Raw genomic sequence first — 26986 nt, 5'->3', positions numbered from 1 at the left:
CCGCCCCAGGCCCCTCAGGCGGAGGTCTCAGTCACCTCCGCCTCCTCCTCGACACCGTCGAAGTACTCCTCCTCGTCCTCCTCCGGCAGGAAGCCGGGCACCCACGCCTCCATCTCCTCGTGCATGCGCACCTGCGCGCCGAGCTGGCACAGCACACCGATCGTGCTGAGCGTCACCCGGTGGATCAGCAGATAGGAGGGCGGCAGGTTGAGCTGCTTGCCCAGCCGGTAGGCGGGGGAGCGCGGATCGGCGATCCGCGCGGCCTGCTCCCGCATCCAGTCCCGGGAGAAGACGAACTCCTCCTCCTGCGCCGGTTCGATGATCGGCAGGAGGTACTCCAGCACCGCGTCCGGATCCAGCTCGACGGACGGCTTGATGAACCCCTCGTCGCACAGCAGCTCGTGGACCCCTTCCGCGTCGCCGTCGAGCGCCATCCGCAGCGCGACGCCGATCGTCGGCGGCAGTCCCTCCGGCAGCCGGTCGACCGTGCCGAAGTCCATCACCCCCAGCCGCCACTGCTCGGGCGGCCCGTCGGGGGCGTCACCGGTCAGCAGACGGAAGTTCCCCGGATGCGGGTCGGCGTGCAGCAGCCCGGTGCGGGCCGTGCCGGAGAAGAGGAAACGCGCCAGCAGCTGCCCGGCCCGGTCCCGCTCCTCACGGCTGCCGTCCCTGATCACATCGGCCAGCGGCACACCCTCCAGCCACTCGGTGACCAGCACCTGATCGCACTGGTACACCACGTCCGGCACCCGCACGTCCGGGTCGTCGGCGAACTCCTCCGCGTACGCCCGCTGCGCCCGCGCCTCCAGTTTGTAGTCCAGCTCCTCGCTGAGCCGGTCGCGCATCTCCGAGACCAGCGGCTTGATGTCCACACCGGGGATGAGCGGGCCCAGCAGCCGGACGAAGCGCCCCAGCTGGTTCAGGTCCGACAGCAGCGCCTCACCGGCACCGGGGTACTGCACCTTCACGGCCACCGGACGGCCGTCGTGCCAGACACCGCGGTGCACCTGCCCGATCGAGGCCGCCGCCGAGGGCTTGTCCTCGAACTCCTCGAACAGCTCCCGCCAGTCCTCGCCCATGCGCTCGGCCAGCGCGGCGTGCACCGTGGCCACCGGCATCGGCGGCGCCGCCTCCTGGAGTTTGGTCAGTGCCGCGCGGTAGGGGCCGGCCACCTCCTCCGGGAGCGCCGACTCGAAGACCGACAGCGCCTGGCCGAACTTCATGGCGCCGCCCTTCAGCTCCCCGAGGACCTTGAAGAGCTGCTCGGCGGTGCGCTGCTGCAACTCCTGCCCGACCAGGTCCGCGGAGTATCCGCCGATCCGCTTGCCCAGCCCCCAGGTCGCGCGCCCCGCCATCCCCAGCGGCAGCGTGGCCAGCTTGGCGGTACGGGTGACGGCCTTACGCGGAAGATCCGACATGTGCCCCTCCAACTTCCCGACAGCACGACCAGGTGGCAGCGCCGAGGACAGCGGTCATGTGGCCATTGTGGACCGCCGGGCCCCGTCCGCCGAGAGCGGGCGGACGCCGTGCCCGGAAGCCGCACCGCACGGACACTCCGGATGAGGCGGCACCGGCTCGCACTCGGCGCGCAGCCGCGGCAGCACCCAGTGCTGCCGCGAGTCCGTGACACAGCTCTCGTCCCCGTCCAGGAAGCTCAGCGCACAGGAGGCGGTGGCCCCCGCGACCACCGTCGCCAGCGCCACGTCGCAGGCGGGCACCGCCGACCGCCGTGCCGACCTCCACTGTGCCACCACCAGCGGCCAGGTGGGTTCCCGCTCGGCGCGCCCGAGCATCAGGCACTCGGCACAGGCCGCCGCGCCCGGCAGCACCAGCGGCCCCACGAAGCCGGTGGCCTCGACCACACCGGCGTACAGATGCGGCCGCCCGCTCCGGACCAGTTCCTCGGCCGCGGCGGGATCCGGGGCGTAGGCGGCCAGGCCGTCGCGCGGGGCGATCACCACCAGAGCGAGCCCCGGCGCGCCGTCTTCCCGGCCGGGGCGGGGCGGCCGGGCCCCGGCGGCCGCACGCCGTACCGCCCGGCCCGCGGCCGAGGCCCGCCGCTCGCCGGTCTGGTCGGGGGCGATGCCCCCGGGCGCGGTGTCCCACGGCGCCACACAGCCGCCGTCCACCACATCCACCTGCCCGACCCCGGCCGCCGACAGCAGCGCCGCCACCGTCGCCCCGACCCGTCCCGCGCCGCGCACCTGCACCCGGGCCGCCGCCCGGGCGGCCAGCCGGCGCACCCCGCCGCCCGGTTCGGGCCGGAGCACCGAGAGCGACCCCAGGTCCGGACGGAGCCGGTCGTCCACCCGGGCCGCCGCCCGCCGGTGGGCCGTGGCGTCGTCCAGCAGCCCCGCTTCCGTCAGCCGTGCCACCAGCCGGTCCGCCGCGTCCGCCCCGAGCCCCATCGCCTCGGCGGCCTGTCTGAGCTGGGGGAGGCTGCGGGTGCCGTCGAAGAGCTCCAGGAAACCGCCGGTCGCGGTGTCCACCGGGCCCAGCAGCACCGCGTGCGCGGGCGCCACCCCGTACCGCACGGTGCTCCTGTCCCGCCAGGCGCGCCGAAGCGCCGGTTTGATCATCGGATGCACGACAAGCCCCCTGGAGCGCTGCTGAACCACTGCCGAACCGTCGCCGGACCACCGCCGGCGCACCCGGCGCCGGGGGGATCGGACGGCTCCAGCCTGCGTCCTTCACCGAGGTCGCCGCGGAGAGCCGTCCACAGGGCGCGGCGTTCGTCATACCGGATGTGCGGGGGCGCCCGGGAGGCGCGCCGGCGGCTCGCACGGAGGCGTGCGTTCCCGCGAACGACCCGGAGACGGGACTTCCGCCGACGCCGCCGGGTAACGTCGTGGCATGCCCGCAGACCCGCTGAACAGCGTCGAGAAGCCGGGCCCCGGCCCGGACGGCGCGGCCGCGGGCGGCACGGCACCGCGGCCGGACGCGGTAGAGGTCCGCCGCAGCGCACGCCGCCGTCGCACGGTCTCCGCCTACCGGGAGGGCGGCCGCACCGTCGTCCTCATCCCGGCCCGGATGTCGAAGGAGGAGGAGCGGCGCTGGGTGGGCGTCATGCTCGACAAGCTGGCCGCCCAGGAGAGCAGGAGGACGCTCGGCGACGGAGAGCTGGCCGCCCGCGCGGTGCGGCTGTCCGAGCAGTACCTGCTCGGGCGCGCCCGCCCGGCCACCGTGCGCTGGGTCACCAACCAGAACACCCGCTGGGGTTCGTGCACCCCCGCCGAGGGCAGCATCCGCCTCTCCCACCGTCTGCAGGGCATGCCGGAGTACGTCCTGGACTACGTCCTCCTGCACGAGCTGGCCCACCTGCTGGTGCCCGGTCACGGGCCGGACTTCTGGCGGCTGTTGGAGGCATACCCGCGCACGGAGAGGGCCCGGGGGTTCCTGGAGGGTGTGATCGCCGCGGGCCGGCTGCCCAATCTTCCCCGCGACGGGGACGAGTGAGCCCGAGGAAGCACCGGTTAGCCTGGCGCAACGCAATTCACCGCTTCGGATGGGGGACGGTCGTTACGCATGGCCAGGGAATTCCAACGAGGCCACAAGGCCAAGATCAGCGATCTGACAGCCGGGACGGACCTGTACGTGGGCGTGCGGATCTCCGCGCCGGGGCTGTCGTTCGACATCAGCTGCTTCGGGCTCGACGCCGAAGAGCGGCTGTCGGACGACCGTTACTTCGTCTTCTTCAACCAGCCCGAGTCGCCGGAGAGGGCGATCCGGCTGCTGGGGGCCCAGGCGGGCGACACCGAGTCCTTCAGGGTGACGCTGGACCGCATTCCCGCGGGCATCCACAAGCTCTCCTTCACCGCCACCATCGACGGCGACGGGCAGATGTCCCGGATCGACCCCGGCTATCTGCGGATCGTCGCGGGCGGCGAGGAGGTCGCGCGCTATTCGTTCGACGGTTCGGAGTTCACCACCGAGCGGGCGGTGATGCTCGGCGACTTCTACCTCAAGGACGTCTGGCGCTTCGCGGCGGTCGGGCAGGGGTTCGACGGAGGACTGGAGGCGCTGCTGAAGCACTTCGGCGGTGAGGTCCTGGAGGAGGAGCCCGCCCCCGCCCCCGCACCGGCTCCGCAGGCGGTGCCCGGCTTCGCGCCGCCCGCCGGACCGGCGCCCGGCTTCGCACCCCCGGCGGCCCCCGCGGCTCCGCAGCAGGCACCCGCACCGGCTCCCGCGCCCGCCCCCGCGGCTCCGCAGGTCCCCCCGGCCCCGGCTCCCGCGCCCGTCCAGCCGCCTCCGGGGCAGCCCGCGCAGCCCGTTCCGCCCCCCTACGGAGGCGGGCCCGTCCAGCCGGGCTTCCCCGGGCAGGCGGCCCCGCCCGGGCCGCCCCCGTCCGCCCCGATACCCGCGGCCCCCACCGCCCCGGGCCAGGCCGCGCCCAGCCCCTTCGGACAGCCGCAGGCTCCGCAGCAGCCCTTCGGACAGGTCCCCGGTCACCCCGGTCACCCCGGTGTCCCGCAGATCCCCCAGGGGCCGGCGGCCGGCATCGGCGCCGCACTGGAGAAGTACCGCGAGGCGCCCACCGGACAGCGCTGGACCCTGCAGAACCCGGCGCTGATCCGCGCCGACCTCTCCCACGAAGGCCAGGGTGTCCTCGCACGCCAGGGCAGCATGGTGCTCTACCAGGGCAAGGTCGACTTCTCCTACAAGGGCGCCGGATTCGCCGGGCGGATCGTCGGCAACGCCACCGGCCAGGAGATGCAGCTGATGCGCTGCACCGGCCGCGGCCAGGTGTTCTTCGCCGAGAGCGCTGCGCACGTCCACCCCGTCGAACTCCAGGGCGACGCCATCTGCGTCTCCGCCGACAACGTGCTCGCCTTCGACGAGACCCTCCAGTACGAGGTGCGCCGGATCGACGGCCACGGCATCCCCGGCGGCGCGCTGTTCACCATGCAGTTCCAGGGCACCGGCACCGTGGTGGTCAAGACGCAGGGCACCCCGGTCGTCCTGCCCGTCACCCCGACCACCTTCGCCGACAGCCAGGCCGTCGTCGCCTGGTCCGCCGGTGCCCAGGTGATCATCTCCAGCCAGGTGAGGCTGCGCCGCAACGCCTACCCGGGCCACAGCGGGGAGACCGTGAACCTCCAGTTCCGCGGTGCTCCCGGCAACTTCATCGTCGTCCAGCCCTACGAGGTCTGAGGGAGCCCGCCATGGACCGCACAGTGATCCCGGGGGTCTCGGGCTACGCCCCGACCCCGCCCGCCGCCCGTATGGAGAACCACGGCTCGCACATGGTGAAGATCGCCATGGTCGGCGGCCAGGACGTCCTCGCCCGCTCCGGCTCGATGGTCGCCTACGAGGGCTTCGTCCAGTACGAGGCCAACCCGCCGGCCGTCCGCCAGGCCGCCTCCCAGTGGCTCACCGGCGAGGGCGCCCCGCTGATGAAGTGCAGCGGCGACGGGCTGCTCTACCTCGCCGACTACGGCGCCGACGTCGTCTGCCTGAACCTCGACAACGAGGCCCTCTCCGTCAACGGCACCAACCTCCTCGCCTTCGACGCCCACCTCCAGTGGGGGGTCGAGCGCGTCAAGGGCCTGGCGAAGTTCTCCGGACAGGGGATGTTCAACGTCGGGATATCCGGCACCGGCTGGGTCGCCCTCACCTCCCGCGGCACTCCCGTCGTCGTGGACTGCGGACGCGGCGAGGACGAGACGTACGTCGATCCCGACGCACTGGTGGCCTGGTCCTCGGGGCTGAAGATGAAGGGCAAGCGGAGCATGAAGGCGGGCGCGCTGATCGGCCGGGGCAGCGGCGAGGCGTACCAGATCGCCTTCTCCGGCCGGGGATTCGTCGTCGTACAGCCCAGCGAGGACAGCACCGACCGCCTGCGCGTCCGGGGCTGAGGGGGAAGGAAGAACCATGCAGAGTCCGCTCTTCGGCCACACCGAGGTGCAGAGCCAGGACCGCTACGCCCTGCAGAACCCGCAGCTGCTGCGGGTCCTGCTCGGCGGCCAGGACGACGTGCTCGCCCGCAAGGGCGCGATGGTCGCCTACCAGGGCCTGGTGGAGTTCGACGGGGAGTACCAGAGCGCCGGGCAGCGCCGCAGGCGGGCGCGGACCGGTGAGGGCCTGGACCTGATGCGCTGCTCCGGGCAGGGCACGGTCTACCTGGCCAACCTCGCCCAGTACATCCACATCATGGACGTGGAGTCCGAGGGGCTGACGGTCGACAGCTCCTACGTGCTGGCGCTGGACTCCTCCCTGCACTGGGAGGTGATCGCCGTGGACAGCCAGTTCGGGATCTCCGGCTCCGGCGCCTACAACCTCAACATCACCGGGCGCGGCAAGGTCGCGCTGATGACCTCCGGCCGGCCGCTGGCGCTCCAGGTCACCCCGGAGCGGTACGTCAGCGCCGACTCCGACGCGGTGGTCGCCTGGTCCAGCTCGCTGCGGGTGCAGATGCAGGCCCAGACCAGTTCCCAGAGCGTGTTCCGCCGGCGGGGCAGCACGGGGGAGGGCTGGGAGCTGAACTTCATGGGCCAGGGCTTCGCCCTCGTCCAGCCCAGCGAACTGCTGCCGCCGCAGAACGCGGCGGCGGGCCTGGGCGCGCAGTACGGCATGGGCCAGCACGGCGCACGCGGCCAGAACCAGGGCAACATCTGGTCCAACTAGGCGGCGCGGGGCGCGCGGGCCCACTTCGCAGGACGGCCCGCGCGCCCCGCCGTCACAGCAGTGCGCGAGTGCGGTCCGCCAGCCGTACGACGGAGTCGTCGGCCACGTCCGCCACCTCGTCCCAGCCGAACCAGCGCAGCTCCAGGGACTCCTCGCTCACCGCCTCCACCGCACCCTCGGGCGCCAGGGCGGCGTACTGCACGTCCAGGTGCCAGGCGCACGGGGTGAGGTGCCGGTCGAGGCGGACGGGCCCGCCCGGCAGCAGGGTGAGCCCGTCGACGCCCGACTCCTCGGCGGCCTCCCGCAGGGCGGCTCCGGCGAGGGCGGTGTCGCCGGGCTCGCAGTGCCCGCCCGTCTGGAGCCACATCCGCAGCTTGCGGTGGTGCGTCAGCAGGACGCGTCCGCGGCCGGGGTCCACCACCAGCGCGCTCGCCGTGATGTGCCCGTCCGCGCAGGAGCGCCACACGCCGTCCGGGCGGGCGGCCAGGTGGTCGCAGTACGCCAGGCGCAGCGCCTCCTGCGCCCCGTCCGGCGCGGACCACTCCTTGAGCGTCCGCGCCGCGTCCTCGTGCAGGCTCACCGGGCGCCGCCGGGCTCGTCCCCGCCGTCCCCGCGCTCGTCCCCGTCCTCCCCGCGGTCTTCGCCGCGCCCGCCGGTCCCGCCAGTCCCGCCGCCTTCGCCGTCCCCGCCACCGGACTCCTTGCCCAGCAGCCCCTCCAGTTCGGAGAAGTCCAGCTGCTCGCGGTGGACGAAACCGTCCGGGTCGTCGAGGTCCTCGGCGGTCGGCAGCATGTCCGGGTGCGCCCACAGCCCGTCGCGGCCGTCCATCCCGCGGGCGTCGGTGAGCGAGGCCCACAGCCGGGAGGCGTCGCGCAGCCGCCGGGGCCGCAGCTCCAGCCCGATCAGCGTGGCGAACGTCTGCTCGGCCGGACCGCCGCCGGCGCGGCGGCGGCGCAGCGTCTCGCGCAGGGCGGACGCGGACGGCAGATGGGGCTCGGCCGCGGCGTGGACCACCGCGTCCACCCAGCCCTCGACCAGCGCCAGCGCCGTCTCCAGCCGGGCCAGGGCCGCCTTCTGCTCGGGGGTGTCCTCGGGCTGGAACATGCCCTGCTGCAGTGCCTCCTGCAGCTCCTCCGGGCGCGAGGGGTCGAGCTGCCCGACGACGTCCTCCAGCTTGGCCGTGTCCACCTTGATCCCGCGCGCGTACCCCTCGACCGCGCCGAACAGATGCGAGCGCAGCCACGGGACGTGGGCGAACAGCCGCTGGTGCGCCGCCTCGCGCAGCGCCAGGTAGAGCCGCACCTCCTCCAGGGGCACGCCCAGGCCCTCACCGAAGGCCGCGATGTTGGCCGGCAGCAGCGCCGCCCGGCCCTTCGGCCCCAGCGGCAGGCCGATGTCGGTGGAGCCGACCACCTCGCCGGCCAGCACGCCCAGCGCGTGCCCGATCTGGGTGCCGAACATCGCGCCGCCCATGGAGCGCATCATCCCCAGCAGCGGGCCGGCCATGGCCTGCATCTCCTCGGGAAGCACGTCGCCCATGGCCGCCCCCACCCGCTCGGCGACCGGGTCCACCAGGTCCTTCCACACCGGGAGGGTGGACTCCACCCACTCGGCGCGGCTCCAGGCGAGGGCCGAACCGGAGCCCGAGGGCAGCGAGGTCACGCCGTCCAGCCACAGGTCGGCCAGGCGTACGGCCTCCTCCACCGCCTTCCGCTCCTGCGGGCCGATGCTGGCGTCCTTGGTGCCGTCCGGGGTGCCCGCGGCGACGGTCTGCCGGGCGATGTCCTTGGCCATGTCCCAGTTGACCGGCCCGCCCTCGTAGCTGAGCATCTGGCCGAGCCGCTGGAACGCGGCGCCCAGGTCGTTCGGGTCGAAACCGCCGGGACCGCCGCCCAGCGATCCGAACATCGCCGCGAGCGGGTTGTCGGCGCCGCCGGCGCCGCCGAACCCGAACGGGTTCGGCCGCCGGCCGCCCTGGCCCTGATCGCCCTGGCCGCCTTTCTTCCGTCCGTCGTCGCCCTCCTCGGGCTCCTCGGGCGGCATGCCGAATCCGAATGGGATGTCACTCACGGGGTTCCTCGGCTCTGGTGGATGGGACGCTGGGACGTCGGTGGGATGGTGTGCGATGTGGCGGGCTTTACGTCCAGCCTAGACACCTCTCGTGCAGGATGGAGCCTGCGCACGTCGTACCCAGAGACAACCGCGGGAGACACCGGGTGAGTTCCCAGGAGCCAAACGTTCGCGGTCCGCGTAACGGAGCCGCAGGGCCCGTCGTCGCGGTCACCGGCGCCGCATCGGGGGTCGGCGCGCTGCTCACCGAGCGGCTGGTCGCCTCCCCCGAGGTGGGGTGGGTCATCGCGCTCGACGAGCGCCGCGGCGCGGTGGACGGCGCGCAGTGGCACGTCCTGGACGTGCGGGACCCGGCCATCGCCGACCGGCTGCGCGGTGACGGCGAACCGGTGGACACGGTGGTCCACCTCGCCCTCGACCTGGACCTGGAGACCGACCCCGCCGCCCGCACCGCCTACAACGTGCGCGGTACCCAGACCGTGCTGACCGCGGCCGCCGCCGCGGGCGTGCGCCGGGTGGTGCTGTGCACCTCGGCGATGGTCTACGGGGCCCTGCCGGACAACGACGTGCCGCTGGCCGAGGACGCCGAGCTGCGGGCGACCGCCGAGGCCACCGGTGTGGGCGACCTGCTGGAGATCGAACGCCTCGCCCGGCGCGCCCCCCGCGCGCACCCGGGGCTGAACGTCACGGTCGTGCGCCCCACCGTCCTGGTCGGCGGCACCGACACCGCCCTGACCCGCTACTTCGAGTCCCCGCGCCTGCTGGTCGTGGCCGGCTCCCGGCCCTGCTGGCAGTTCTGCCACGTCGAGGACCTGGCCGGCGCCCTGGAGTACGCGGCGCTGGAGAAGGTGGAGGGCGAGCTGGCGGTCGGCTGCGACGGCTGGCTGGAGCAGGAGGAGGTCGAGGAGCTGTCCGGCATCCGCCGTATGGAGCTGCCCTCCGCCGTCGCGCTCGGCGCCGCCTCACGGCTCCACCGCCTGGGACTGACGCCCTCCCCGGCAGGTGACCTGGCCTACACCATGCACCCCTGGGTGGTCAGCGGCTCCCGGCTGCACGAGGCGGGCTGGCGGCCGAAGTGGACCAACGAGGAGGTGCTGGCCGCGCTGCTGGAGGAGGCGGCCGGGCGCCACGCGGTCGCGGGCCGCCGCCTGGGCCGCAAGGACGCCACCACGCTCGGCGCCGCGGGCGCCACCGTCGCACTGGTGGGCACCGCGGCCCTGGTCCGGCGCGCCCGCAAGGCCCGCCGCCGGGTGTGACACCGGGTGCGACGCCGGGCCGCGCGTCCGGCCGCCGCCCCGCCGGACCGCCGGTGCCGGTGTGTCGGCGGGCCGCCGCTGCGCGCCCCCGCGCCCGTACGGCACCATGACCCCATGGCACAGACGTACGACCACCCCGGGGAGCGGGCGGCGCCCGACCCGATCCGCCTCCTGGCGATCCGCGACACCCCGCTCTCCGTGGACGAGGTCCTCGCGGCCGTCGGCGACGCCTCGGCGGGCGGCACCGCGCTGTTCGCGGGCACCGTGCGCGACCACGACGGGGGTGCGGGGGTGACCGGGCTCGGCTACTCCTCCCATCCCACAGCCGAGGCCGAGCTCCGCCGGGTCGCCGAGGAGGTGGCGGCCGGCTTCCCCGTGCGGGCGCTCGCCGCGGTCCACCGGGTGGGGGACCTGTCGGTCGGCGATCTGGCCGTGGTCGTCGCCGTCTCCTGCGCGCACCGCGCCGAGGCGTTCGAGGCGTGCCGCCGCCTGATCGACGACCTGAAGCACCGGGTGCCGATCTGGAAGCACCAGACCTTCGCCGACGGCACCGAGGAGTGGGTGGGGGTCTAGTGCCGCGGTCGCGCGGGGTATGCCGGAGCGGTGGCCGGGAACAGTCCCCGCAGAGCCGGTGCGGGAAGCGGGCGGTTCCCCGGGGCGTGGAGTTGCGGAAGGGCACCCCTGCCGGAACGGTTGAATCATCCGGGATCTAGTCTGCTCATAGGCCGTATCTCCGGCGCACTCGAGGATCGGGAGGTCACTGTGGCGGCACTCGCCTGGTTGCTGATTCCGTTCGTCGCCGCGATCGGGGCGGCCGTGTGGTCCGTGTGGGCCTCGCGCAAACCCAGCGGTTTCGGGGACGCCGACGGGGTCGCCGGATACGAGGCCTTCCGTGCCGCCATGGAACGCCCGCACGGCCGCGGGACGGGGCGGGAGGACCGGGACGGCCGCGAGGACTCCGCCGCCATGTCCCGCACGGCCCCGGACGGACCGGCCCCCGCGGCCGACTGACGCGCGGTTCCCGTACTGTCGTGCCATGCCACGCCGGACCGCGACGATGCTCACCTCCACCCTGCTGCTCATAGCCCTGCTCTGCGCGGCGGTCCTGATCAGGGTGCCGTACGCCGAGATGTCACCGGGCCCCACCGTCAACACGCTCGGTGAGCACGGCGGCGAACCGGTGCTGAGCATCGAGGGCAGGAAGACCTACGAGCCGTCCGGGCACCTGAACATGACCACCGTCCGCGTCACCGGCGCCGACTACCGGATGAACCTCGTGGAGGCCGTCTACGGCTGGCTGGCGGAGGACAGCGCCGTCGTCCCGCACGACACCCTCTACCCCGACGACAAGTCGGCCGAGGAGGTGCGCGAGGAGAACGCCGAGGAGTTCACCCAGTCGCTGGAGAGCGCCAAGGTCGCCGCCCTGCGGGAGCTGGACGTCCCGGTCGGTGAGCGGGTGGTCGTCGCCTCCGTGGTCAAGGGCGGGCCGGCCGAGGACAGGCTGCACGCCGGGGACGTGATCACGGCCGTGGACGGCGAGGCCGTGAAGCAGCCGGGAGACGTCGCCGAGCTGGTGACCGAGCACGAGCCCGGCGAGGACGTGGTCTTCACCGTCGTCCCGGCCAAGGCCGCCCGGGCGGCCGAGAAGGCGGGCGAGAAGCCCACCGGCTCCCGGGAGGTCACCGTCACCACCGACGAGGCCGACGACGGACGGGCCGTCGTCGGGATCCGGGCGGGGCTCGACCACACCTTCCCGTTCGAGATAGAGATCCAGCTGGCCGATGTCGGAGGTCCCAGCGCCGGGCTGATGTTCGCCCTCGGCATCATGGACAAGCTCACCCCCGGCGACCTCACCGGCGGTGAGTTCGTGGCCGGTACGGGCACCATCGACGGCGAGGGGCGGGTCGGCCCGATCGGCGGCATAAGGATGAAGACCATCGCCGCCCGGGACAAGGGCGCCGAGTACTTCCTCACCCCCGAGGACAACTGCGCCACCGCCGCCCGCGACGTCCCCGAGGGCCTGACCCTGGTCAGGGTCGGCACGATCGACGACGCCCTGAGGGCCCTGGAGGACATCCGGGAGGGGGAGACGGCCGGCCTGCCGCGGTGCACGGCAGGCTGACCCGCTCCCCGCCCGCGGGCGCCCGTCCGGCGGGCACCCGTCCCGCGGTTCCCGCCGCGGGACGGACGTCAGTCGCCGAAGGTGGCGGCCAGCGCCTCGGTGAGCCCGGGCACCAGGTCGGGGCCGGTCAGCACCTCGGTCGGCGAGTCCTTCTCGCGCAGCCGCAGCGCCGACTCCCGGGCGCCGTCGCGCAGCACCGCCACGGTCATCCGGACCTCCTGGCGCTCGGGGTGCTCGGCCACCCAGCGGGCCAGCCGCTCCTCGGCGCCCTCCTCCTGGAGGTTCTCCGGGACGGAGGCCTCCGCCGAAGGCGGCAGCATCAGCCGTTCCACGGTCATCGCGCATCCGGAGACCGCGTCGGGCCAGGCGATGGTGCCGAGGAACTCGTCCAGAGGGATTCCGGCGGGCAGTTCGTCCTGCTCGACCGGGGTGAGTGGGGCCTCGCCGTCCCGGCGGTCCTCGCCGCCGAGTCCGAGCTGCTCGGCGAGGGCGGGTTCCTCGGCGCGCAGCCGGTCGGTGTCGACCAGGGCGAACAGTCGGGCGGGCTGGTCCCAGCCCAGGCCCGCGACGTACTCGTCGATCTCGAGCACGGCACGGGTCAGCGGGCTGGCGGCCAGGGGTGTGCCGTCGATTGGAAGGTTGTTCATCCTCATATCGTGCCGCCGAACCCCCCGGGAACGGGAACCGGGTAAAGGTTCAGTAAGTTGCATGGGTGGGGCCCTAGCATTCGGGGCCAGTCCCATCCGCTGCGATCTTCGAGGTGCGCACCTTGGCTTTCCAGATGCCGGACCGGGGCCCAGGCGGGCCCTCAGGACCACGGATCAGTGTCGGCAGGCCCTCCAGGCGCGCCAAGACCCTGCTCATGACGGTGGGCGCGCTGGCCGTGCTGGCCATGCTCTTCGTCATGTTCGCGGGGTTCTGGACCGACTGGCTGTGGTATCGCTCGGTCCGATACACCACCGTCTTCACCACCACCCTGTGGACCAAGATCGGCATGTTCGCCGTCTTCGGTCTGCTGATGGCCGCGGCCGTCGGCTTCAACATCTGGCTGGCCCACCGCCTGCGGCCTCCGCTGAGCGCGATGTCGCTGGAGCAGCAGAGCCTGGACCGCTACCGGATGGGCATCGCCCCGTACAAGAAATGGGTGCTCCTCGGGGTCACCGCGCTGGTGGGGCTGATCGCCGGCGCGTCGGCGGCCGGTCAGTGGCGCACCTGGCTGATGTGGGTGAACGCCGTTCCGTTCGGCACGGCCGACCCGCAGTTCGGCAAGGACGTGGCGTTCTACGCGTTCGACCTGCCCTGGTACCGCTTCCTGCTGAGCTTCGGCTTCGCGGCCGCGGTGCTCTCCCTGCTGGCCGCCGGGCTGGTGCACTACCTCTACGGCGGGCTGCGCCTGACCACCCCGGGCGCCCGCGCGACCTCCCAGGCCACCGGCCACCTGTCGGTGCTGCTGGGCGTCTTCGTGGCGCTCAAGGCGGTGGCGTACTGGCTCGACCGCTACGGCCTGGCGGTCAAGTCCGGGGACTTCAAGGCGACCGACAACTGGACGGGTCTGCGCTACGTCGACGCCAACGCCTACCTTCCGGCGAAGACGATCCTGTTCTTCATCGCCGCCATCTGCGCGGTGCTCTTCTTCGCCACCCTGTGGCGGCGCACCTGGCAGCTGCCGGTGATCGGCTTCGGCCTGATGGTCCTCTCGGCCATCCTGATCGGCGGCCTCTACCCGGCGATCGTGCAGAAGTTCCAGGTCCAGCCGAACGAGCAGGCCAAGGAGGCGCCGTACATCAAGAAGAACATCGACGCCACCCGCGACGCCTACGACATCGACGACGCCAAGGTCTCGAACTACTCGGGGGAGAGCGAGGCGAGCAACGAGGAGCTGCGCGACGCGGCGGACACCACCGCCAGCATCCGGCTGCTCGACCCGAACGTCGTCTCGCCCAGCTTCCAGCAGCTCCAGCAGGTCCGCAGCTACTACCAGTTCCCGGCCACCCTGGACGTGGACCGGTACGCCACCGAGGACGGCGAGGAGCAGGACACCGTCGTCGGCCTGCGCGAGATCAACATCAACGGCATCACCGAGCGCAACTGGATCAACGACCACTTCAAGTACACCCACGGCTTCGGCATGGTGGCAGGCAAGGGCACCGAGGTGGCCTCGACCGGCGCGCCGGCCTTCATCGAGAAGAACCTCCCTCCGGAGGGCGAACTCGCCGAGGACGGTTACGAGCCGCGGGTCTACTACGGTGAGAAGACCACGCAGTACTCCATCGTCGGCGGTCCGCAGAAGGAGCTGGACTACATCGCCGGCAGCGAGGAGAAGACCTACAGCTACAAGGGCGACAGCGGGGTCAGCCTGGGCGGTATGGTCAACCGCGCGGCGTACGCGGTGGCCTTCAACGAGCCGCAGATCCTCTACTCGGGCGCGATCGGCGAGGGCTCGCGGATCCTTTACAACCGCACGCCCAAGGAGCGCGTCGAGGCGGTGGCCCCCTGGCTGACCATCGACGGCGACCCCTATCCGGCGGTGGTGGACGGCCGCATCCAGTGGATCGTGGACGCCTACACCACGACCAACCAGTACCCCTACTCGTCCCGCACCACCCTGGGCGAGACCACGGCCGACGCACTGACCGACGGCCAGCGCGCGGTCATCGCCCAGCAGAACCGGGTCAACTACATCCGCAACTCGGTCAAGGCCACCGTGGACGCCTACTCGGGCGAGGTGAAGCTCTACGAGTGGGACACCCGGGACCCGATGCTGAAGACCTGGATGAAGGCGTTCCCCGGCACGGTCGAGCCGAAGAGCGAGATCAGCGACTCGCTGGTGGACCACTTCCGCTACCCGCAGGACCTGTTCAAGGTCCAGCGCGAGCTGCTGACGCGCTACCACGTCACCAGCGCGAGCCAGTTCTACAGCGGCAGCGAGCGCTGGCAGGTGCCGGACGACCCGACGCAGAAGGGCAACGCGGTACCGCCGTACTACCTGAGCATGAAGATGCCGGACCAGGAGGAGCAGACCTTCTCCCTGACGACGACCTTCAACCCCAGCGGCCGCGAGACGCTCGGCGCCTTCATGGCGGTCAACGCCGACGCCCGCAGCGACGACTACGGGACCATCAGGATCCTGAAGCTGCCCTCCAACACCACGGTGTCCGGACCGCAGCAGGTGCAGAGCCGGTTCAACTCCGACACCGACATCGCCAACGAGATCAACATCCTCAGGCGCGGTGACTCGGAGGTCGAGTACGGCAACCTGCTCACGGTGCCGCTGGAGGGCGGCCTGCTCTACGTCGAACCGGTCTACGTCCGCGGCGCGGGCACCAACTACCCGCTGCTGCGCAAGGTGCTGGTGACCTACGGCGAGGAGACCGCCTTCGAGGACACCCTCGGCGAGGCGCTGAACGCCGTCTTCGGGGTCGAGGGCTCCGAGGAACCGCCGGCGGAGACCGAGGAGCCGCCCGCGGGCGAGGAGGACACCACGCCTCCGCCGGCGGAGGGTTCGGGGGACGCGACGGTGCAGGAGGCCCTCCAGGACGCCCAGGAGGCGTTCGAGGCGGGCCAGGAGGCGCTGGGCAACCAGGACTGGGACGCCTACGGCCAGGCCCAGCAGGATCTGGAGGACGCGCTGGAGCGGGCCGCCGAGGCGGAGCAGTCGGCCGGCGGTGGCGGCGGATCCGACAACAGGAACGACGAGGGACGCAGGGAAGAGTGAACCGGTGGTGAGCGGGCTCCCTTCGCGCCGTGGTAAGGTTGTGAACACAACGGCGCGGGGTGGAGCAGCTCGGTAGCTCGCTGGGCTCATAACCCAGAGGTCGCAGGTTCAAATCCTGTCCCCGCTACTGATCGGGAAGGACCCGGAGTCAATGACTCCGGGTCCTTCTTCGTGTGCTGGGCATGCGAGAAAAGAGGCGCGTGGTAGCGCTTTGCGTTTGGATGGTAGCTGTATCGGGAAGTCGACAAAACGCTGAAGTGACTTCCTTGGCGGCGGTATACCAGATGTACGCGGGTTGCGGGTGGTGCGACGATGGGCCTCATGGGGGACAAGGCGAGAGATGAGGGCACGGGGGGCGGTGCGGGCCGCACAGACCTCCGCGACCACCGCGACACGAACGCCATCAGCGTGCTCGGCGCCCGGCTGCTGCGCCGGGGCGACCTGGAGGGGGCCGAGCCGTACCTGCGCGCCGCCACCGCCGCCGGCGACCGTGCCGCCGCGAACAACCTGGGGGTCCTGCTCCACCAGCTCGGCCAGACCGAGGAGGCCGCCGGCTGGTGGCGGGTCGCCGCCGTCGCCGGTTCGGCGGCCGCCGCCCACTCCCTGGGCCGCCACCACCGCGAGCGCGGCGACGAGACGGCCGCCGAGTACTGGCTGCGGCAGTCCGCCGAGTCCGGCCACCCCCTCGGCGCGTACGCCCTCGCGGACCTGCTGGAGCACCGGGGCGAGGGCGGGGCCGAGGAGTGGTTCCGGGCCGCCGCCGAGCGCGGCCACCGCGAGGCGGCCTACCGCATCGCGCGGATCCTGGCGCGCCGTCAGGACGGGGGCGCCGAGGCCGAGCAGTGGTACCGCCAGGCCGCGGCGCGCGGCCACCGGCGTGCCGCCCTGCGGCTGGGCACGCTCCTGGAGGAGCGCGGCGAGCTCCAGGAGGCGGCCCGCTGGTACCTGACGGCGGCCAAGGACGGGGAGGCGCGCGCCGCGCGGGCCCTGGGCTTCCTGCTGCGCGACGCGGGCGACACCGACAGCGCCGCCGAGTGGTGGCGCCGCGCGGCCCAGGACGGCGACGGCAGCGCGGCCAACGCCCTGGGCGCGCTGCACGCCGAGCGCGGCGAGCGGCAGACCGCGGAGCGCTGGTACCGCGTCGCGCTGGAGGCGGGCGACATCAACGGCGCCTTCAACCTCGCGCTGCTGTGCGCGGCCGAGGGCCGTACCGCCCAGGCCGAGCAGTGGTACCGCCGTGCCGCCTACGCAGGGCACCGCGAGGCCGCCAACGCGCTGGCCGTGCTGCTGCTCCAGCGCGGCGACGCGGCGGGGGCGGAGCCGTGGTTCTCCAAGGCCGCCGAAGCCGGCAGCGTGGACGCCGCGTTCAACCTCGGCATCCTGCACGCGGGCCGCGGCGAGGAGGAGACCGCCCGGCGGTGGTACGAGCAGGCGGCCGCGGCCGGTCACACCGAGGCGGCGCTCCAGGTGGGCATCGCGCTGCTGCGCGAGGGCGACGCCCACACCGCCGAGCGGCATCTGCGCCGCGCGGCCGGAGGGGGCAGCGTGGAGGGCGCCTTCCGGCTGGCGGCGCTGCTGGAGCGCCAGGCCCCGACGGCCGACGCCCTGGACGCGCACGGCCCGCCGGCCGAGTACGAGGAGTGGTACGAGCGGGCCGCCGAGCAGGGGCACCGGCGTGCGCAGGTCCGGCTGGGCATGTGCGCGGCGGCACGCGGCGACGTGGTGCGGGCCGCGCACTGGTACCGGGTCGCGGCGGAGGCGGGCAGCAGCAACGGCGCCTTCAACCTGGGCCTGCTGCTGGCCCGCGAGGGCAGCGAGCCGGAGGCCGCCCTGTGGTGGACGCGTGCGGCCGAGGCGGGCCACGGACGGGCCGCCCTGCGCCTGGCGCTGCTGAACGCCCGGCGTGGCGAGCTGGCCGCCGGCCGCCACTGGTGCGCCCGCGCGGTCGAGCTGGGGCCGCCGGAGGTCGCCGAGCGCGCCGCGCGGCTGAGCGAGGCACTCCACGAGGAGCTGACGGCCTGAGGCGGGAGCGGGGCGCGTCCGCGATTTGCACTGATCGCCGCGGTGGGGTTAAGGTCGTGAACACAACGGCGCGGGGTGGAGCAGCTCGGTAGCTCGCTGGGCTCATAACCCAGAGGTCGCAGGTTCAAATCCTGTCCCCGCTACTGATGGGCCGGGCCCTGATCCCAGTGAGGGATCAGGGCCCGGCTGTTTTCGCGTGGCCGCCATGGGTGCTGCGCGAGTGCCGTGCGCGCGATGTCATGAGTGCGGTTCGGTGCCGTCCGTGCCGTGCCGTGCCGTGGGCGGGGCGTCGGAGAGCCCCGCCTCGGGAGGACCCCGGAGGCACCGGGCCGACAGGCGGTCGCAGGCGGTCAGGCCGTCAGGCGGAGGCGCAGGAGGGGCACAGGCCCCGGTAGGTGACCGTCGCCTCGTCGAGGGTGAAGCCGTAGCGCTCCCCTTCCGGGAGCAGGGCGAGCGGGTCGCCGGAGGGGCGGACGTCGCGGATCACGCCGCACCGCGAGCACACCAGGTGCTGGTGGGAGTGGTGCGCGTTCGGGTCGTACCGCTTGGCGCGGCCGTCCGTGCTGACCTCGAGCACCTCGCCGATCGAGACCAGTTCGCCGAGGGTGTTGTAGACGGTGGCGCGGGAGATCTCCGGCAGCTTCTCGGCCGCACGCGCGTGCACCTCGTCGGCGGTGTAGTGGACATGCTCACCATCGAGGACCTCGGCGACCACTCGCCGCTGGGCGGTCAGCCGCCAGCCGCGATCCCGGAGACGTTGTAGCAGGTCACTCATGCTTCCACCTTAGCAGCGCGTGTCCATGGCCGGATCGTGTACGGTCTTCATCGTCTTCTTGACTTAGACAATGTCCAATGTAGGATCGCGTTCGGCTCAAGCCAAGGGGACAGGACAGATTCAGGAGGCGCATGTGACTGCCCAGATCGAGAACACCGGGCCGCTGACCACGGAGGCCGGTGCTCCCGTCGCGGACAACCAGAACAGCGAGACCGCCGGTTCGGGCGGCCCGGTCCTGGTCCAGGACCAGCTCCTGCTGGAGAAGCTCGCCCACTTCAACCGCGAGCGCATCCCCGAGCGGGTCGTCCACGCCCGCGGTGCGGGCGCCTACGGCACCTTCACCGTCACCGCCGACGTGACGAAGTACACCCGGGCGAAGTTCCTCTCCGAGATCGGCAAGGAGACCGAGGTCTTCCTGCGCTTCTCGACCGTCGCCGGCAACCTGGGCGCGGCCGACGCGGTGCGCGACCCGCGCGGCTTCGCGGTGAAGTTCTACACCGAGGAGGGCAACTACGACCTCGTCGGCAACAACACCCCGGTGTTCTTCATCAAGGACGCCATCAAGTTCCCCGACTTCATCCACACCCAGAAGCGCGACCCGTACACCGGCTCCCAGGAGGCCGACAACGTCTGGGACTTCTGGAGCCTGAGCCCGGAGTCCACCCACCAGGTGACCTGGCTCTTCGGCGACCGCGGCATACCGGCCTCGTACCGCCACATGGACGGCTTCGGCTCGCACACCTTCCAGTGGAACAACGAGGCCGGCGAGGTCTTCTGGGTCAAGTACCACTTCAAGACCGACCAGGGCATCAAGTGCCTCACCCAGGACGAGGCCGACATCCTGGCGGGCAAGGACCCCGACAGCCACCAGCGCGACCTGCGCGAGTCCATCGAGCGCGGCGACTACCCGAGCTGGACCGTCGGCGTCCAGATCATGCCGGCGGCCGAGGCGGCGAACTACCGCTTCAACCCGTTCGACCTGACCAAGGTCTGGCCGCACGCGGACTACCCGGTCATCGAGATCGGCAAGCTGGAGCTGAACCGCAACCCGCAGAACATCTTCGCCGAGGTCGAGCAGTCGATCTTCTCCCCGCACCACTTCGTGCCGGGCATCGGCCCCTCCCCGGACAAGATGCTCCAGGGCCGGCTGTTCGCCTACGGCGACGCGCACCGCTACCGGGTGGGCATCAACGCCGACCAGCTGCCGGTGAACCGCCCGCACGCCACCGAGGCCCGCAGCCACGGCCGCGACGGCTTCATGTACGACGGCCGCCACGGCGGGGCGAAGAACTACGAGCCCAACAGCTTCGGCGGCCCGAGCGAGACCGGCCGGGCGCTGTGGCAGCCGGTCCCGGTCGCCGGTACCACCGGTGACATCCCCGCCCCCTCGCACGCCGAGGACAACGACTTCGTCCAGGCGGGCAACCTCTACCGCCTGATGACGGAGGAGGAGAAGGGGCGCCTGATCGACAACCTGGCGGGCTTCATCGCGAAGGTCTCGCGCGACGACATCGTCAAGCGGGCCATCGAGAACTTCCGCCAGGCCGACGAGGACTACGGCAGGAGGCTGGAGGCCGCGGTCAAGGCCCTGCGCGGCTGACCCATCGGCTCCTCGCCGTATGAACCCGGGGGGACCGGACGCCAGTGGGCTCCGGTCCCCCCGGTGCGTTCCGGGGCGGGGGCGGGCGCCCTCAGGCGGCCACCGTGCCGGCGGGTGCGGCCGGCGAGTCCGCGAGGGCCGGGGACCAGCAGCGGACGATGTCGCGCACCGACACCACCCCTACCGGCTCCCGGTCGTCGAGCACGATCAGGTGGCGGAATCCGCCGCGGGTCATGGCCCGTGCGGCGTCCTCAAGGGTCCAGCCGGGGGCGGCGAAGACCACGTCGGTGGTGGTGTGCAGATGCGCGGGCTCCCGGTCGGGATCCTGCCCGGCCCCGACGGAGTTGAGGATGTCGCGTTCGGTGAGGATGCCGACGCCGCCGGCGTCGGGGTCGAGGACGACGGCCGCGCCGACCCGCCGGGCCGACATCAGCCGGGCGGCCTGGCGGAGGGTGTGGGCGGGGCCGATGGTGAGAACCACTGTGCTCATGGCGTCACGGACGAGGGTGGTCATGGCGGTTGGTGCCACCTCCTTGGCGAATCCCGCGCTGGAGAAGGGATTCACAAGCTCACAAGCGGGCGGATTCTCATGTTCACATGCCGCCGGAGCCGCAACAAGGGGCGTGCGGAGGTGAGTTGGCCGTAAGCCGGCGCTGGGTCCGGCGAGGTCCAGTGGTGGTACGCCCGGTCGCCGGTCAGCCGCCGGTCAGTCGCCGATGTAGGCGAGCAGGTCCTCGTGGAGCAGCCCGTTGGAGGCCGCCGCGTTCCCGCTGTGCGGGCCCTCGCGCCCGTCCAGCCCGGTGAAGGTGCCGCCCGCCTCCTGGACGACGATCGCGTTCGCCGCCATGTCCCACAGCGACAGCTCCGGCTCCGCGCACATGTCCACCGACCCCTCGGCGACCATCATGTACGGCCAGAAGTCGCCGTAGCCGCGGGTGCGCCAGCAGTCCCGGGTCAGGTCGAGGAAGCCGCCGAGCTTGCCGCGCTCCTCCCAGCCGCCGAGCGAGGAGAACGCGAACGAGGCGTCCTGCACCCGGGCCACCCGAGAGACCGACAGCCGGGTCGCGGACGTCAGGCTGCGGCCGGTGTACGCGCCGGCGCCCAGCGCGGCCCACCAGCGCCGGTTCAGGGCCGGGGCCGACACCACGCCGACCACCGGGCGGTCGCCCTCCTCGGTCCGCTCCATCAGCGCGATCAGCGTGGCCCACACCGGGACGCCGCGCACGTAGTTCTTGGTGCCGTCGATGGGGTCGACGACCCAGCGGCGCGGCCCGCGCCCCTCGCTGCCGAACTCCTCGCCCAGCACCGCGTCGCGCGGCCGCGCCCGCTGCAGGGAGGTGCGGATCAGCTCCTCGGCCGCCTTGTCGGCCTCGCTCACCGGCGTCATGTCGGGTTTGGTCTCGACCTTGAGGTCGAGGGCCTTGAACCGCTCCATCGTCGTGGCGTCGGCGGTGTCGGCCAGCACGTGGGCGAGACGCAGGTCATCGTGGTAGTCGGGCATGGACGAACAGTATCCAGCGGTGCGGCCGGCCAGCCACACGGGAGTGGCCAACCGGGTGTGCGGGCTTACACCCGCGGCGGTGAGGCGGTGCGAGGCGTCTTGACACCCTCCGCGACCGCACCGATGCTGTGCGCCACCCGCCGCGTCCGGGGAGGTGTTGATGACCTCGGTGATGCCCTCTGCCGGAGACTTCGCCGGAAACCGTGCCGGAAGCCGTGCTGGAAGCCCTGCCGGAAACCGTGCCGGGGCCCCTGCCGCGGGTTCCGCCGGGCCGGCCGCGGCGACCGTGCCGCAGCCCCCGGCGCGCCAGGCACTGCTGCGCGCCGCCCGTGCCGCCCTCTCCGGCAGGCCGTGGCCCCGTGTCCGCATGGTCGAGGTCGCCGCGGCGGCGGGCTTCTCCCGCCAGACCCTCTACAGCGAGTTCGGCTCCAAGGAGGGGCTGGGCACGGCCCTGGTGGCCCGTGAGCTGGAGGCCTTCCTCGACCGCACCGCCCGTGCCGCGCAGCGGGCGGCGCGGGCCGCCGCCGACCCGGCAGACGCCCCCGTCGAGGGCTGCGCCGCGGCGGCCGTCTCGGTGGTGCGCGCCGCCCACCGCGACCCGCTGGTGCGCGCCGCGCTCACCGGCTGCTGGGAGTCCCGGCTGCCCCCGCCCGGACCTGAACCGGACCGGGCGGGGGCGAGACTGCGCGACCGTACCGCCGCCGCACTGGTGTCCGCCGGGGCGGCCGCCGGTCACGGCGCGGCCGGCCCCGCCGCGCTGCGCCACGCCTGCGAGGTGGGCCTGCGGCTGGCGCTGTCCTACGTCGTGGCGCCCTGCGACGGCCCGCCCGGGGCGACGGAGGAGGCCGCGGGCGCCCATGTCACCCAGGTGCTGCGGGCACTGCTCGGCTGAGCTCGCACTCGGACGGCCGGGCCGGGCGGCGTACCCGGGTCAGTCGCCCTCCCGGCGCTCCCGCGTGGCCAGCAGGCGGCGCAGGGAGAACAGCCGGGCCGGATCCGCGTGGCCGTCGGCGACCCAGGAGTCCAGCGCGCAGTCCGGCTCGTCGTGGCTGCAGGCGCGCGGACAACCGTCCGTGCCCGGTTCCAGGTCCGGGAAGGCGTGGATCACCCGGGACGGGTCGATGTGGTTCAGGCCGAAGGACCGCACGCCCGGGGTGTCGATCACCCAGCCGCCCTCCGCCACCGGCGGGAAGGAGACCTCGCCGGGCAGCGGCAGCGCCAGCGCCGAGGTCGTGGTGTGGCGGCCGCGCCCGGTGACCGCGTTGACCCGGCCCGTCGCCCGCCGGCGGTCGGGCGGGACGAGCGCGTTGACCAGGGTGGTCTTGCCGACCCCGGAGTGGCCCACGAAGGCGGTGGTCCGGCCCCACAGGAACTCGCGCACCCGGTCGGCGGCGGCGCCGTCGGCCAGCTCGTCGCGGTCGGTCACCACAGGCCGGACCCCCAGCGGGGCGTACGTCTCCAGCAGCGCGTCGGGCGGCGCCAGGTCCGACTTGGTGAGGACCAGCAGCGGCTCGAGGCCCGCGTCGTAGGCGGCCACCAGGCAGCGGTCGATCAGCCGGGGGCGGGGCTCGGGGTCGGCCAGGGCGGTGACGATGGCGAGCTGGTCGGCGTTGGCGACGACGACCCGCTCGTAGGGGTCGTTGTCGTCGGCGGTGCGCCTCAGCACCGAGGAGCGCTCCTCGACCCGCACGATCCGCGCCAGGGTGTCCCTGGCGCCCGACAGATCGCCGACGACCGCCACCCGGTCGCCGACCACGACGCCCTTGCGGCCCAGCTCGCGGGCCTTCATGGCGGTGACCGTGCGGCCGTCCACCAGGCAGGTGATCCTGCCCCGGTCGACGGTCAGGACGAAGCCGGAGGCGGCGTCCTCGTGCTTGGGCCGGATGCTGGTGCGCGGGCGGCTGCCCCGGCGGCCCGGGCGGATCCGGATGTCGTCCTCGTCGGTGTGCTTGCCGTAGCGGCGCATGGCGGGTCCGCCTCTTATCCTCTGGCCCCGTCCCCTTCGAGCATGGCGCTCCACAGCTCGGGGAAGTCGGGCAGGGTCTTGGCGGTCGTCGCGACGTTCTCCACCTCCACGTCCTCGACGACCAGGCCGAGCACCGCGCCCGCCGTGGCCAGCCGGTGGTCCTCGTAGGTGTGGAAGATCCCGCCGCGCAGCGGGCGCGGACGGATGACCAGCCCGTCCCCGGTCTCGGTGACGTCGCCGCCGAGCCCGTTGATCTCCTTGGTGAGGGCGGCCAGCCGGTCGGTCTCGTGCAGCCGCAGGTGCGCCACGCCGCGCAGCCGCGACTCGGAGTCGGCCAGCGCCGCGACCGCCGCGATGCCGGGGGTCAGCTCGCCCACCTCGCTCAGGTCCACGTCGATGCCGTGGATCCGGCCGGTGCCGGTGAGGGTCAGTCCGTGCTCGTCCAGCTCGCAGCGCCCGCCCATCTCGGTGAAGATCTCGCGCAGCGCGTCACCGGGCTGGGTGGTGTGGGCCGGCCAGTCCGGGATGGTCACCCGGCCGCCGGTGACCAGCGCGGCGGCGAGGAAGGGCTGGGCGTTGGACAGGTCGGGCTCGACGACCAGGTCGCGGCCGAGCAGTGCGCCGGCCGTGACCCGCCAGACGTTCGGCTCGCCCCCCGACTCGGGGGTGTCCACCTGTGCGCCCGCGGCGCGCAGCATCTCGACCGTCATCCGGATGTGCGGCATGGACGGCAGCGGGCCGCCGGTGTGGCGGACCTCCACGCCCTGGTTGAAGCGGGCGCCGGAGAGCAGCAGGGCGCTGACGAACTGGGAGGACGAGGAGGCGTCGATCTCCACCGCGCCGCCGGTCAGGGAGCCGCCGCCGTGCACGGTCAGCGGCAGCGCGCCGCGCCCGCCGTCGTCGACGCGGGCACCCAGCGCGCGCAGCGCGTCGATGACACCGTGGAGGGGGCGCTCGTGGGAGCGCTTGTCGCCGTCGAAGCGGACCGGGCCGTCGGCCAGGGCGGCCACCGGCGGAAGGAAGCGCATCACGGTGCCGGCGTTGCCGACGTCCACGCCGGCGGGGCCGTGCAGCCCCGCGGGGATGACCCGCCAGGCCTCGCCGCCGGCCTCCGGGGCGGTGCGGCCGCCCGCGACGGGCGCGGAGCTGGAGGACACCGTCTCCTCGATGCCCACCCCCATGGCACGCAGCCCCTCGGCCATCAGCAGGGTGTCGCGCGACCGCAGCGGGCGGCGCAGCCAGCCGGGCTCGGAGGCGAGGGCGGCGAGCACCAGACCGCGGTTGGTGACCGACTTCGATCCGGGCACGGTGACGGTCGCGTCGACGGCGCCGGACGCGAGCGGCGCAGGCCAGACAGTGGTGTGGTCGGTCATGGGGCCAACTTTAGTGGTTCCTGCGGGACGGGAATCCTGGCCGGACACCGGTAAGGGCGCCCGGACGGAGTCCGGTCGGGCCGGGCCGGACGGGAGGAGCCGGCAAGGGCGCCCGGAGCGGGGCGTCAAAGCCCCAGCAGCCACCGTCCGCCGCCGGTCAGCGAGCACAGCGCGACGGCGTGGAAGAGCAGGAGCCACAGCGGGGCGGGCGCGTTCGTCAGCCGCGCGAGCTGGTCGGCGTCGGAGTCCGGGGCCTCGCCCCGGCGCCGCTTGGCCTGGAGTTCGAAGACGGGCCGCACACCGCCCAGCAGCAGGAACCACACCACCCCGTAGGCGAACGCCGCCTGCACCTGTGTCCCGGCGAACCACGACACCAGGAAGAACGCCCCGCCGGTGAGGACGACGGTGAGCACCCCGTAGGCGTTGCGCACCATCACCAGCATCGCCAGCAGCAGCGCCGTGGCCCCCCACAGCAGCGCGGTGACGTGCCCGGCGGCCAGCAGCCACGCCCCCGCCAGACCGAGCAGCGACGGCGCGGTGTACCCGGCGGCGGCCGTCAGCACCATCCCGATCCCGCTCGGCTTCCCGCGGGAGACGGTCAGCCCGGAGGTGTCCGAGTGCAGGCGTATGCCCTCCAGCCGCCGCCCGGTCAGCAGCGCCACGATCCCGTGCCCGCCCTCGTGGGCGATGGTCACCGCGTTGCGCGCCACCCGCCACGGCCCCCGCGCGGCGACGACGGCCAGGGCCACCAGCCCGGTGACCGCCACGACCGCGAAGGACGGGTCGGGCTGCGTCCCGACGACGCGGTCCCAGACCTCGGCGATGCTGTCCGTGTCCGTGTTCATGCCCGGCCGCCCCTCCTCTTCCCCTGCGGTCCGTCGTGCCCGCCGCGTCCGTTCCGGCCCGTTCCGCGGCCCCGCGAGCCCCGCTCCCCGGCCGCGAGGCGGTGCTCCGCAGTGTGCCACGGCCCTTCCGGGACGCCCGTACGGCCGGTCACGGTGCCGCCGGCCGCACGGGCGTGGCAGGGTGGCGGACATGTGCGGACGGTATGCGGCGAGCCGATCGGCCGGTGAACTGGCCGGGCTCTTCGGAGTGGAGAAGCGGGACCCGGCCGAGGAGCTGGCGCCCGACTGGAACGTGGCCCCCACCAAGCAGGTGTACGCGGTGCTGGACCGGCCGCTGAAGGACAGCGGCGATCCGCGTCCGGTACGCCAGCTCAGGACGCTGCGCTGGGGGCTGGTGCCCTCCTGGGCGAAGTCCCCGGACGTGGGCGTGAAGATGATCAACGCACGGGCCGAGACGGTGCACGAGAAGCCCTCCTACCGCCGCCCCTTCGCCGCCCGGCGCTGCCTGCTGCCCGCCGACGGGTACTACGAGTGGGTCACCGGGGCGGCCGAGCGGCAGGAGGAGGAGAAGGGCAGGCGGAAGCGGCCGCGCAAGCAGCCGTACTTCGTGACCCCCGCCGACGGCTCGGTGATGGCGATGGCCGGGCTCTACGAGTTCTGGCGGGACAGGACGCTGCCCGAGGACCACCCCCAGGCATGGTGGGCCACCTGCGCGGTGATCACCACGGAGGCGCAGAGCGAGCCGTTCGCGGGCGCCGGGGAGGAGGGGCCGCGCTCCCTGGCCGACATCCACCCCAGGATGCCGCTGGTGCTCACCCCCGACCGCTGGGACGCCTGGCTGGACCCGGCCCTCACCGACGCGGAGGACGTACGCGGACTGCTGGTCCCGCCGCCCGCCGGGACCATGCGCGCCTACCCGGTGCGCAGCGAGGTCAGCAACGTGCGCAACAACGGGCCCGAGCTGCTGGAGGAGCTTGACGCGCCCGAGGCCGGGACGCTGTTCTGAGCCGGTGAGCGACGACAGCGACGACAGCGGCGGCACCACCGGCGGAAACGCCGGCAGCACCGGCACCACCGGCGGGAACGGCACCGCGGGCGGCACCGCGCAGGAGGTCGC

At 73.3% G+C, this 26986-nt stretch carries 24 protein-coding genes and 2 tRNA genes; 15 read left to right on the top strand and 11 right to left on the bottom strand.

Going from position 1 to position 26986, the window contains the following annotated elements; genetic code table 11:
* Positions 1-14 precede the first annotated feature (14 nt).
* Both QPK52_RS08445 and QPK52_RS08440 read right to left on the bottom strand, forming a co-directional pair.
* Positions 15-1418 carry an ABC1 kinase family protein gene (locus QPK52_RS08445; protein WP_410536580.1) on the bottom strand — a complete coding sequence of 468 codons (1404 nt, stop codon included), beginning with the start codon at positions 1416-1418 and terminating at the stop codon, positions 15-17.
* Between the two features lie 54 nt (positions 1419-1472).
* On the bottom strand, positions 1473-2579 hold the full coding sequence (locus QPK52_RS08440) for a ThiF family adenylyltransferase (RefSeq protein ID WP_410536578.1): 1107 nt from the start codon (positions 2577-2579) through the stop codon (positions 1473-1475).
* Between the two features lie 274 nt (positions 2580-2853).
* Here QPK52_RS08440 and QPK52_RS08435 point away from each other — a divergent pair, with 274 nt between their 5' ends.
* The 4 genes from QPK52_RS08435 to QPK52_RS08420 all read left to right on the top strand — a co-directional run bounded on the left by QPK52_RS08435 (position 2854) and on the right by QPK52_RS08420 (position 6624).
* On the top strand, positions 2854-3456 hold the full coding sequence (locus QPK52_RS08435; RefSeq protein ID WP_410536576.1) for a M48 family metallopeptidase: 603 nt from the start codon (positions 2854-2856) through the stop codon (positions 3454-3456).
* A gap of 69 nt (positions 3457-3525) precedes the next feature.
* Positions 3526-5151: a TerD family protein gene (locus tag QPK52_RS08430; RefSeq protein ID WP_410536574.1), complete on the top strand. Its 1626-nt coding sequence runs from the start codon at positions 3526-3528 to the stop codon at positions 5149-5151.
* 11 nt (positions 5152-5162) lie between these two features.
* Entirely contained in the window at positions 5163-5855 is a 693-nt protein-coding gene (locus QPK52_RS08425) for an AIM24 family protein (RefSeq protein WP_410536572.1), read from the top strand.
* A gap of 16 nt (positions 5856-5871) precedes the next feature.
* A complete protein-coding gene (locus QPK52_RS08420) occupies positions 5872-6624 on the top strand; it encodes an AIM24 family protein (protein ID WP_410536570.1) in 753 nt (250 codons plus the stop codon).
* Between the two features lie 52 nt (positions 6625-6676).
* Here the strand turns inward: QPK52_RS08420 and QPK52_RS08415 are convergent, their stop codons facing one another.
* Both QPK52_RS08415 and QPK52_RS08410 read right to left on the bottom strand, forming a co-directional pair.
* Positions 6677-7204, bottom strand: coding sequence for an NUDIX hydrolase (locus QPK52_RS08415; RefSeq protein ID WP_410536569.1), 528 nt, complete (start codon positions 7202-7204; stop codon positions 6677-6679).
* Positions 7201-8694, bottom strand: a complete 1494-nt coding sequence (locus QPK52_RS08410) for a zinc-dependent metalloprotease (RefSeq protein WP_410536567.1) — start codon at positions 8692-8694, stop codon at positions 7201-7203. The genes QPK52_RS08415 and QPK52_RS08410 overlap by 4 nt, the downstream gene beginning before the upstream one ends.
* Positions 8695-8840: 146 nt before the next feature.
* On the opposite strand from QPK52_RS08410, the gene QPK52_RS08405 reads away from it, so the two are divergent.
* The 4 genes from QPK52_RS08405 to QPK52_RS08390 all read left to right on the top strand — a co-directional run bounded on the left by QPK52_RS08405 (position 8841) and on the right by QPK52_RS08390 (position 12072).
* Entirely contained in the window at positions 8841-9950 is a 1110-nt protein-coding gene (locus tag QPK52_RS08405) for an SDR family oxidoreductase (protein WP_410536565.1), read from the top strand.
* A gap of 114 nt (positions 9951-10064) precedes the next feature.
* Complete coding sequence (locus tag QPK52_RS08400) at positions 10065-10523, top strand: molybdenum cofactor biosynthesis protein MoaE (protein WP_410536564.1); 459 nt, start codon at positions 10065-10067, stop codon at positions 10521-10523.
* A gap of 189 nt (positions 10524-10712) precedes the next feature.
* Positions 10713-10961, top strand: a complete 249-nt coding sequence (locus QPK52_RS08395; RefSeq protein ID WP_410536563.1) for a hypothetical protein — start codon at positions 10713-10715, stop codon at positions 10959-10961.
* 25 nt (positions 10962-10986) lie between these two features.
* Complete coding sequence (locus QPK52_RS08390; RefSeq protein WP_410536561.1) at positions 10987-12072, top strand: PDZ domain-containing protein; 1086 nt, start codon at positions 10987-10989, stop codon at positions 12070-12072.
* Positions 12073-12140: 68 nt separating this feature from the next.
* On the opposite strand, the gene QPK52_RS08385 is transcribed toward QPK52_RS08390, so the two are convergent.
* Positions 12141-12725, bottom strand: coding sequence for a PPA1309 family protein (locus tag QPK52_RS08385; protein WP_410536559.1), 585 nt, complete (start codon positions 12723-12725; stop codon positions 12141-12143).
* 128 nt (positions 12726-12853) lie between these two features.
* Here QPK52_RS08385 and QPK52_RS08380 point away from each other — a divergent pair, with 128 nt between their 5' ends.
* The 4 genes from QPK52_RS08380 (at position 12854) to QPK52_RS08365 (ending at position 17952) form a co-directional block, all read left to right on the top strand.
* Positions 12854-15787, top strand: coding sequence for a UPF0182 family protein (locus tag QPK52_RS08380; RefSeq protein ID WP_410540258.1), 2934 nt, complete (start codon positions 12854-12856; stop codon positions 15785-15787).
* A 53-nt stretch (positions 15788-15840) separates the two neighbouring features.
* A tRNA-Met gene (locus tag QPK52_RS08375) sits at positions 15841-15914 on the top strand.
* A 185-nt stretch (positions 15915-16099) separates the two neighbouring features.
* Entirely contained in the window at positions 16100-17809 is a 1710-nt protein-coding gene (locus tag QPK52_RS08370) for a tetratricopeptide repeat protein (protein ID WP_410536557.1), read from the top strand.
* A gap of 69 nt (positions 17810-17878) precedes the next feature.
* Positions 17879-17952, top strand: a tRNA-Met gene (locus tag QPK52_RS08365).
* Positions 17953-18167: 215 nt separating this feature from the next.
* Here the strand turns inward: QPK52_RS08365 and QPK52_RS08360 are convergent.
* A complete protein-coding gene (locus QPK52_RS08360; RefSeq protein ID WP_410536555.1) occupies positions 18168-18584 on the bottom strand; it encodes a Fur family transcriptional regulator in 417 nt (138 codons plus the stop codon).
* Positions 18585-18717: 133 nt separating this feature from the next.
* Between QPK52_RS08360 and QPK52_RS08355 the strand changes: the two genes are divergently transcribed.
* A complete protein-coding gene (locus QPK52_RS08355) occupies positions 18718-20184 on the top strand; it encodes a catalase (protein WP_410536554.1) in 1467 nt (488 codons plus the stop codon).
* 91 nt (positions 20185-20275) lie between these two features.
* On the opposite strand, the gene QPK52_RS08350 is transcribed toward QPK52_RS08355, so the two are convergent.
* Together QPK52_RS08350 and hisN are read right to left on the bottom strand one after the other, a co-directional pair.
* Entirely contained in the window at positions 20276-20698 is a 423-nt protein-coding gene (locus tag QPK52_RS08350; protein WP_410536553.1) for a cyclic nucleotide-binding/CBS domain-containing protein, read from the bottom strand.
* A 192-nt stretch (positions 20699-20890) separates the two neighbouring features.
* Positions 20891-21685, bottom strand: coding sequence for a histidinol-phosphatase (gene hisN / locus QPK52_RS08345; protein WP_093661353.1), 795 nt, complete (start codon positions 21683-21685; stop codon positions 20891-20893).
* Positions 21686-21971: 286 nt separating this feature from the next.
* Here hisN and QPK52_RS08340 point away from each other — a divergent pair, with 286 nt between their 5' ends.
* Positions 21972-22577 carry a TetR/AcrR family transcriptional regulator gene (locus QPK52_RS08340; RefSeq protein WP_410536551.1) on the top strand — a complete coding sequence of 202 codons (606 nt, stop codon included), beginning with the start codon at positions 21972-21974 and terminating at the stop codon, positions 22575-22577.
* A gap of 39 nt (positions 22578-22616) precedes the next feature.
* Here the strand turns inward: QPK52_RS08340 and rsgA are convergent, their stop codons facing one another.
* The 3 genes from rsgA to QPK52_RS08325 all read right to left on the bottom strand — a co-directional run bounded on the left by rsgA (position 22617) and on the right by QPK52_RS08325 (position 25869).
* The gene (gene rsgA, locus QPK52_RS08335; RefSeq protein ID WP_410536549.1) at positions 22617-23651 is read right to left on the bottom strand and encodes a ribosome small subunit-dependent GTPase A; all 1035 of its coding nucleotides are present in this window, start codon (positions 23649-23651) and stop codon (positions 22617-22619) included.
* A 14-nt stretch (positions 23652-23665) separates the two neighbouring features.
* Entirely contained in the window at positions 23666-25024 is a 1359-nt protein-coding gene (gene aroA, locus QPK52_RS08330) for a 3-phosphoshikimate 1-carboxyvinyltransferase (RefSeq protein ID WP_410536548.1), read from the bottom strand.
* Positions 25025-25149: 125 nt separating this feature from the next.
* Positions 25150-25869, bottom strand: coding sequence for a M50 family metallopeptidase (locus QPK52_RS08325; RefSeq protein WP_410536546.1), 720 nt, complete (start codon positions 25867-25869; stop codon positions 25150-25152).
* A gap of 190 nt (positions 25870-26059) precedes the next feature.
* Between QPK52_RS08325 and QPK52_RS08320 the strand changes: the two genes are divergently transcribed.
* A complete protein-coding gene (locus QPK52_RS08320) occupies positions 26060-26875 on the top strand; it encodes an SOS response-associated peptidase (protein ID WP_410536545.1) in 816 nt (271 codons plus the stop codon).
* Positions 26876-26986: the final 111 nt, after the last annotated feature.

The organism is Streptomyces sp. KL2, from assembly GCF_046529545.1.
GTDB classification, from domain to species: Bacteria; Actinomycetota; Actinomycetes; order Streptomycetales; family Streptomycetaceae; genus Streptomyces; species Streptomyces radiopugnans.
This window is presented reverse-complemented; position numbering and strand designations above follow the sequence as displayed.

Excerpts from the sequence above, each read along its gene's own strand:
- QPK52_RS08320 (WP_410536545.1), top strand. The coding sequence starts at position 26,060 with ATGTGCGGACGGTATGCGGCGAGCCGATCGGCCGGTGAACTGGCCGGG.
- QPK52_RS08360 (WP_410536555.1), bottom strand. The coding sequence starts at position 18,584 with ATGAGTGACCTGCTACAACGTCTCCGGGATCGCGGCTGGCGGCTGACC.
- QPK52_RS08390 (WP_410536561.1), top strand. The coding sequence starts at position 10,987 with ATGCCACGCCGGACCGCGACGATGCTCACCTCCACCCTGCTGCTCATA.
- QPK52_RS08435 (WP_410536576.1), top strand. The coding sequence starts at position 2,854 with ATGCCCGCAGACCCGCTGAACAGCGTCGAGAAGCCGGGCCCCGGCCCG.
- QPK52_RS08370 (WP_410536557.1), top strand. The coding sequence starts at position 16,100 with ATGGGCCTCATGGGGGACAAGGCGAGAGATGAGGGCACGGGGGGCGGT.
- QPK52_RS08445 (WP_410536580.1), bottom strand. The coding sequence starts at position 1,418 with ATGTCGGATCTTCCGCGTAAGGCCGTCACCCGTACCGCCAAGCTGGCC.
- aroA (WP_410536548.1), bottom strand. The coding sequence starts at position 25,024 with ATGACCGACCACACCACTGTCTGGCCTGCGCCGCTCGCGTCCGGCGCC.
- hisN (WP_093661353.1), bottom strand. The coding sequence starts at position 21,685 with ATGCCCGACTACCACGATGACCTGCGTCTCGCCCACGTGCTGGCCGAC.
- QPK52_RS08425 (WP_410536572.1), top strand. The coding sequence starts at position 5,163 with ATGGACCGCACAGTGATCCCGGGGGTCTCGGGCTACGCCCCGACCCCG.
- QPK52_RS08430 (WP_410536574.1), top strand. The coding sequence starts at position 3,526 with ATGGCCAGGGAATTCCAACGAGGCCACAAGGCCAAGATCAGCGATCTG.
- rsgA (WP_410536549.1), bottom strand. The coding sequence starts at position 23,651 with ATGCGCCGCTACGGCAAGCACACCGACGAGGACGACATCCGGATCCGC.
- QPK52_RS08350 (WP_410536553.1), bottom strand. The coding sequence starts at position 20,698 with ATGACCACCCTCGTCCGTGACGCCATGAGCACAGTGGTTCTCACCATC.
- QPK52_RS08325 (WP_410536546.1), bottom strand. The coding sequence starts at position 25,869 with ATGAACACGGACACGGACAGCATCGCCGAGGTCTGGGACCGCGTCGTC.
- QPK52_RS08440 (WP_410536578.1), bottom strand. The coding sequence starts at position 2,579 with ATGATCAAACCGGCGCTTCGGCGCGCCTGGCGGGACAGGAGCACCGTG.
- QPK52_RS08385 (WP_410536559.1), bottom strand. The coding sequence starts at position 12,725 with ATGAGGATGAACAACCTTCCAATCGACGGCACACCCCTGGCCGCCAGC.
- QPK52_RS08400 (WP_410536564.1), top strand. The coding sequence starts at position 10,065 with ATGGCACAGACGTACGACCACCCCGGGGAGCGGGCGGCGCCCGACCCG.
- QPK52_RS08380 (WP_410540258.1), top strand. The coding sequence starts at position 12,854 with ATGCCGGACCGGGGCCCAGGCGGGCCCTCAGGACCACGGATCAGTGTC.
- QPK52_RS08420 (WP_410536570.1), top strand. The coding sequence starts at position 5,872 with ATGCAGAGTCCGCTCTTCGGCCACACCGAGGTGCAGAGCCAGGACCGC.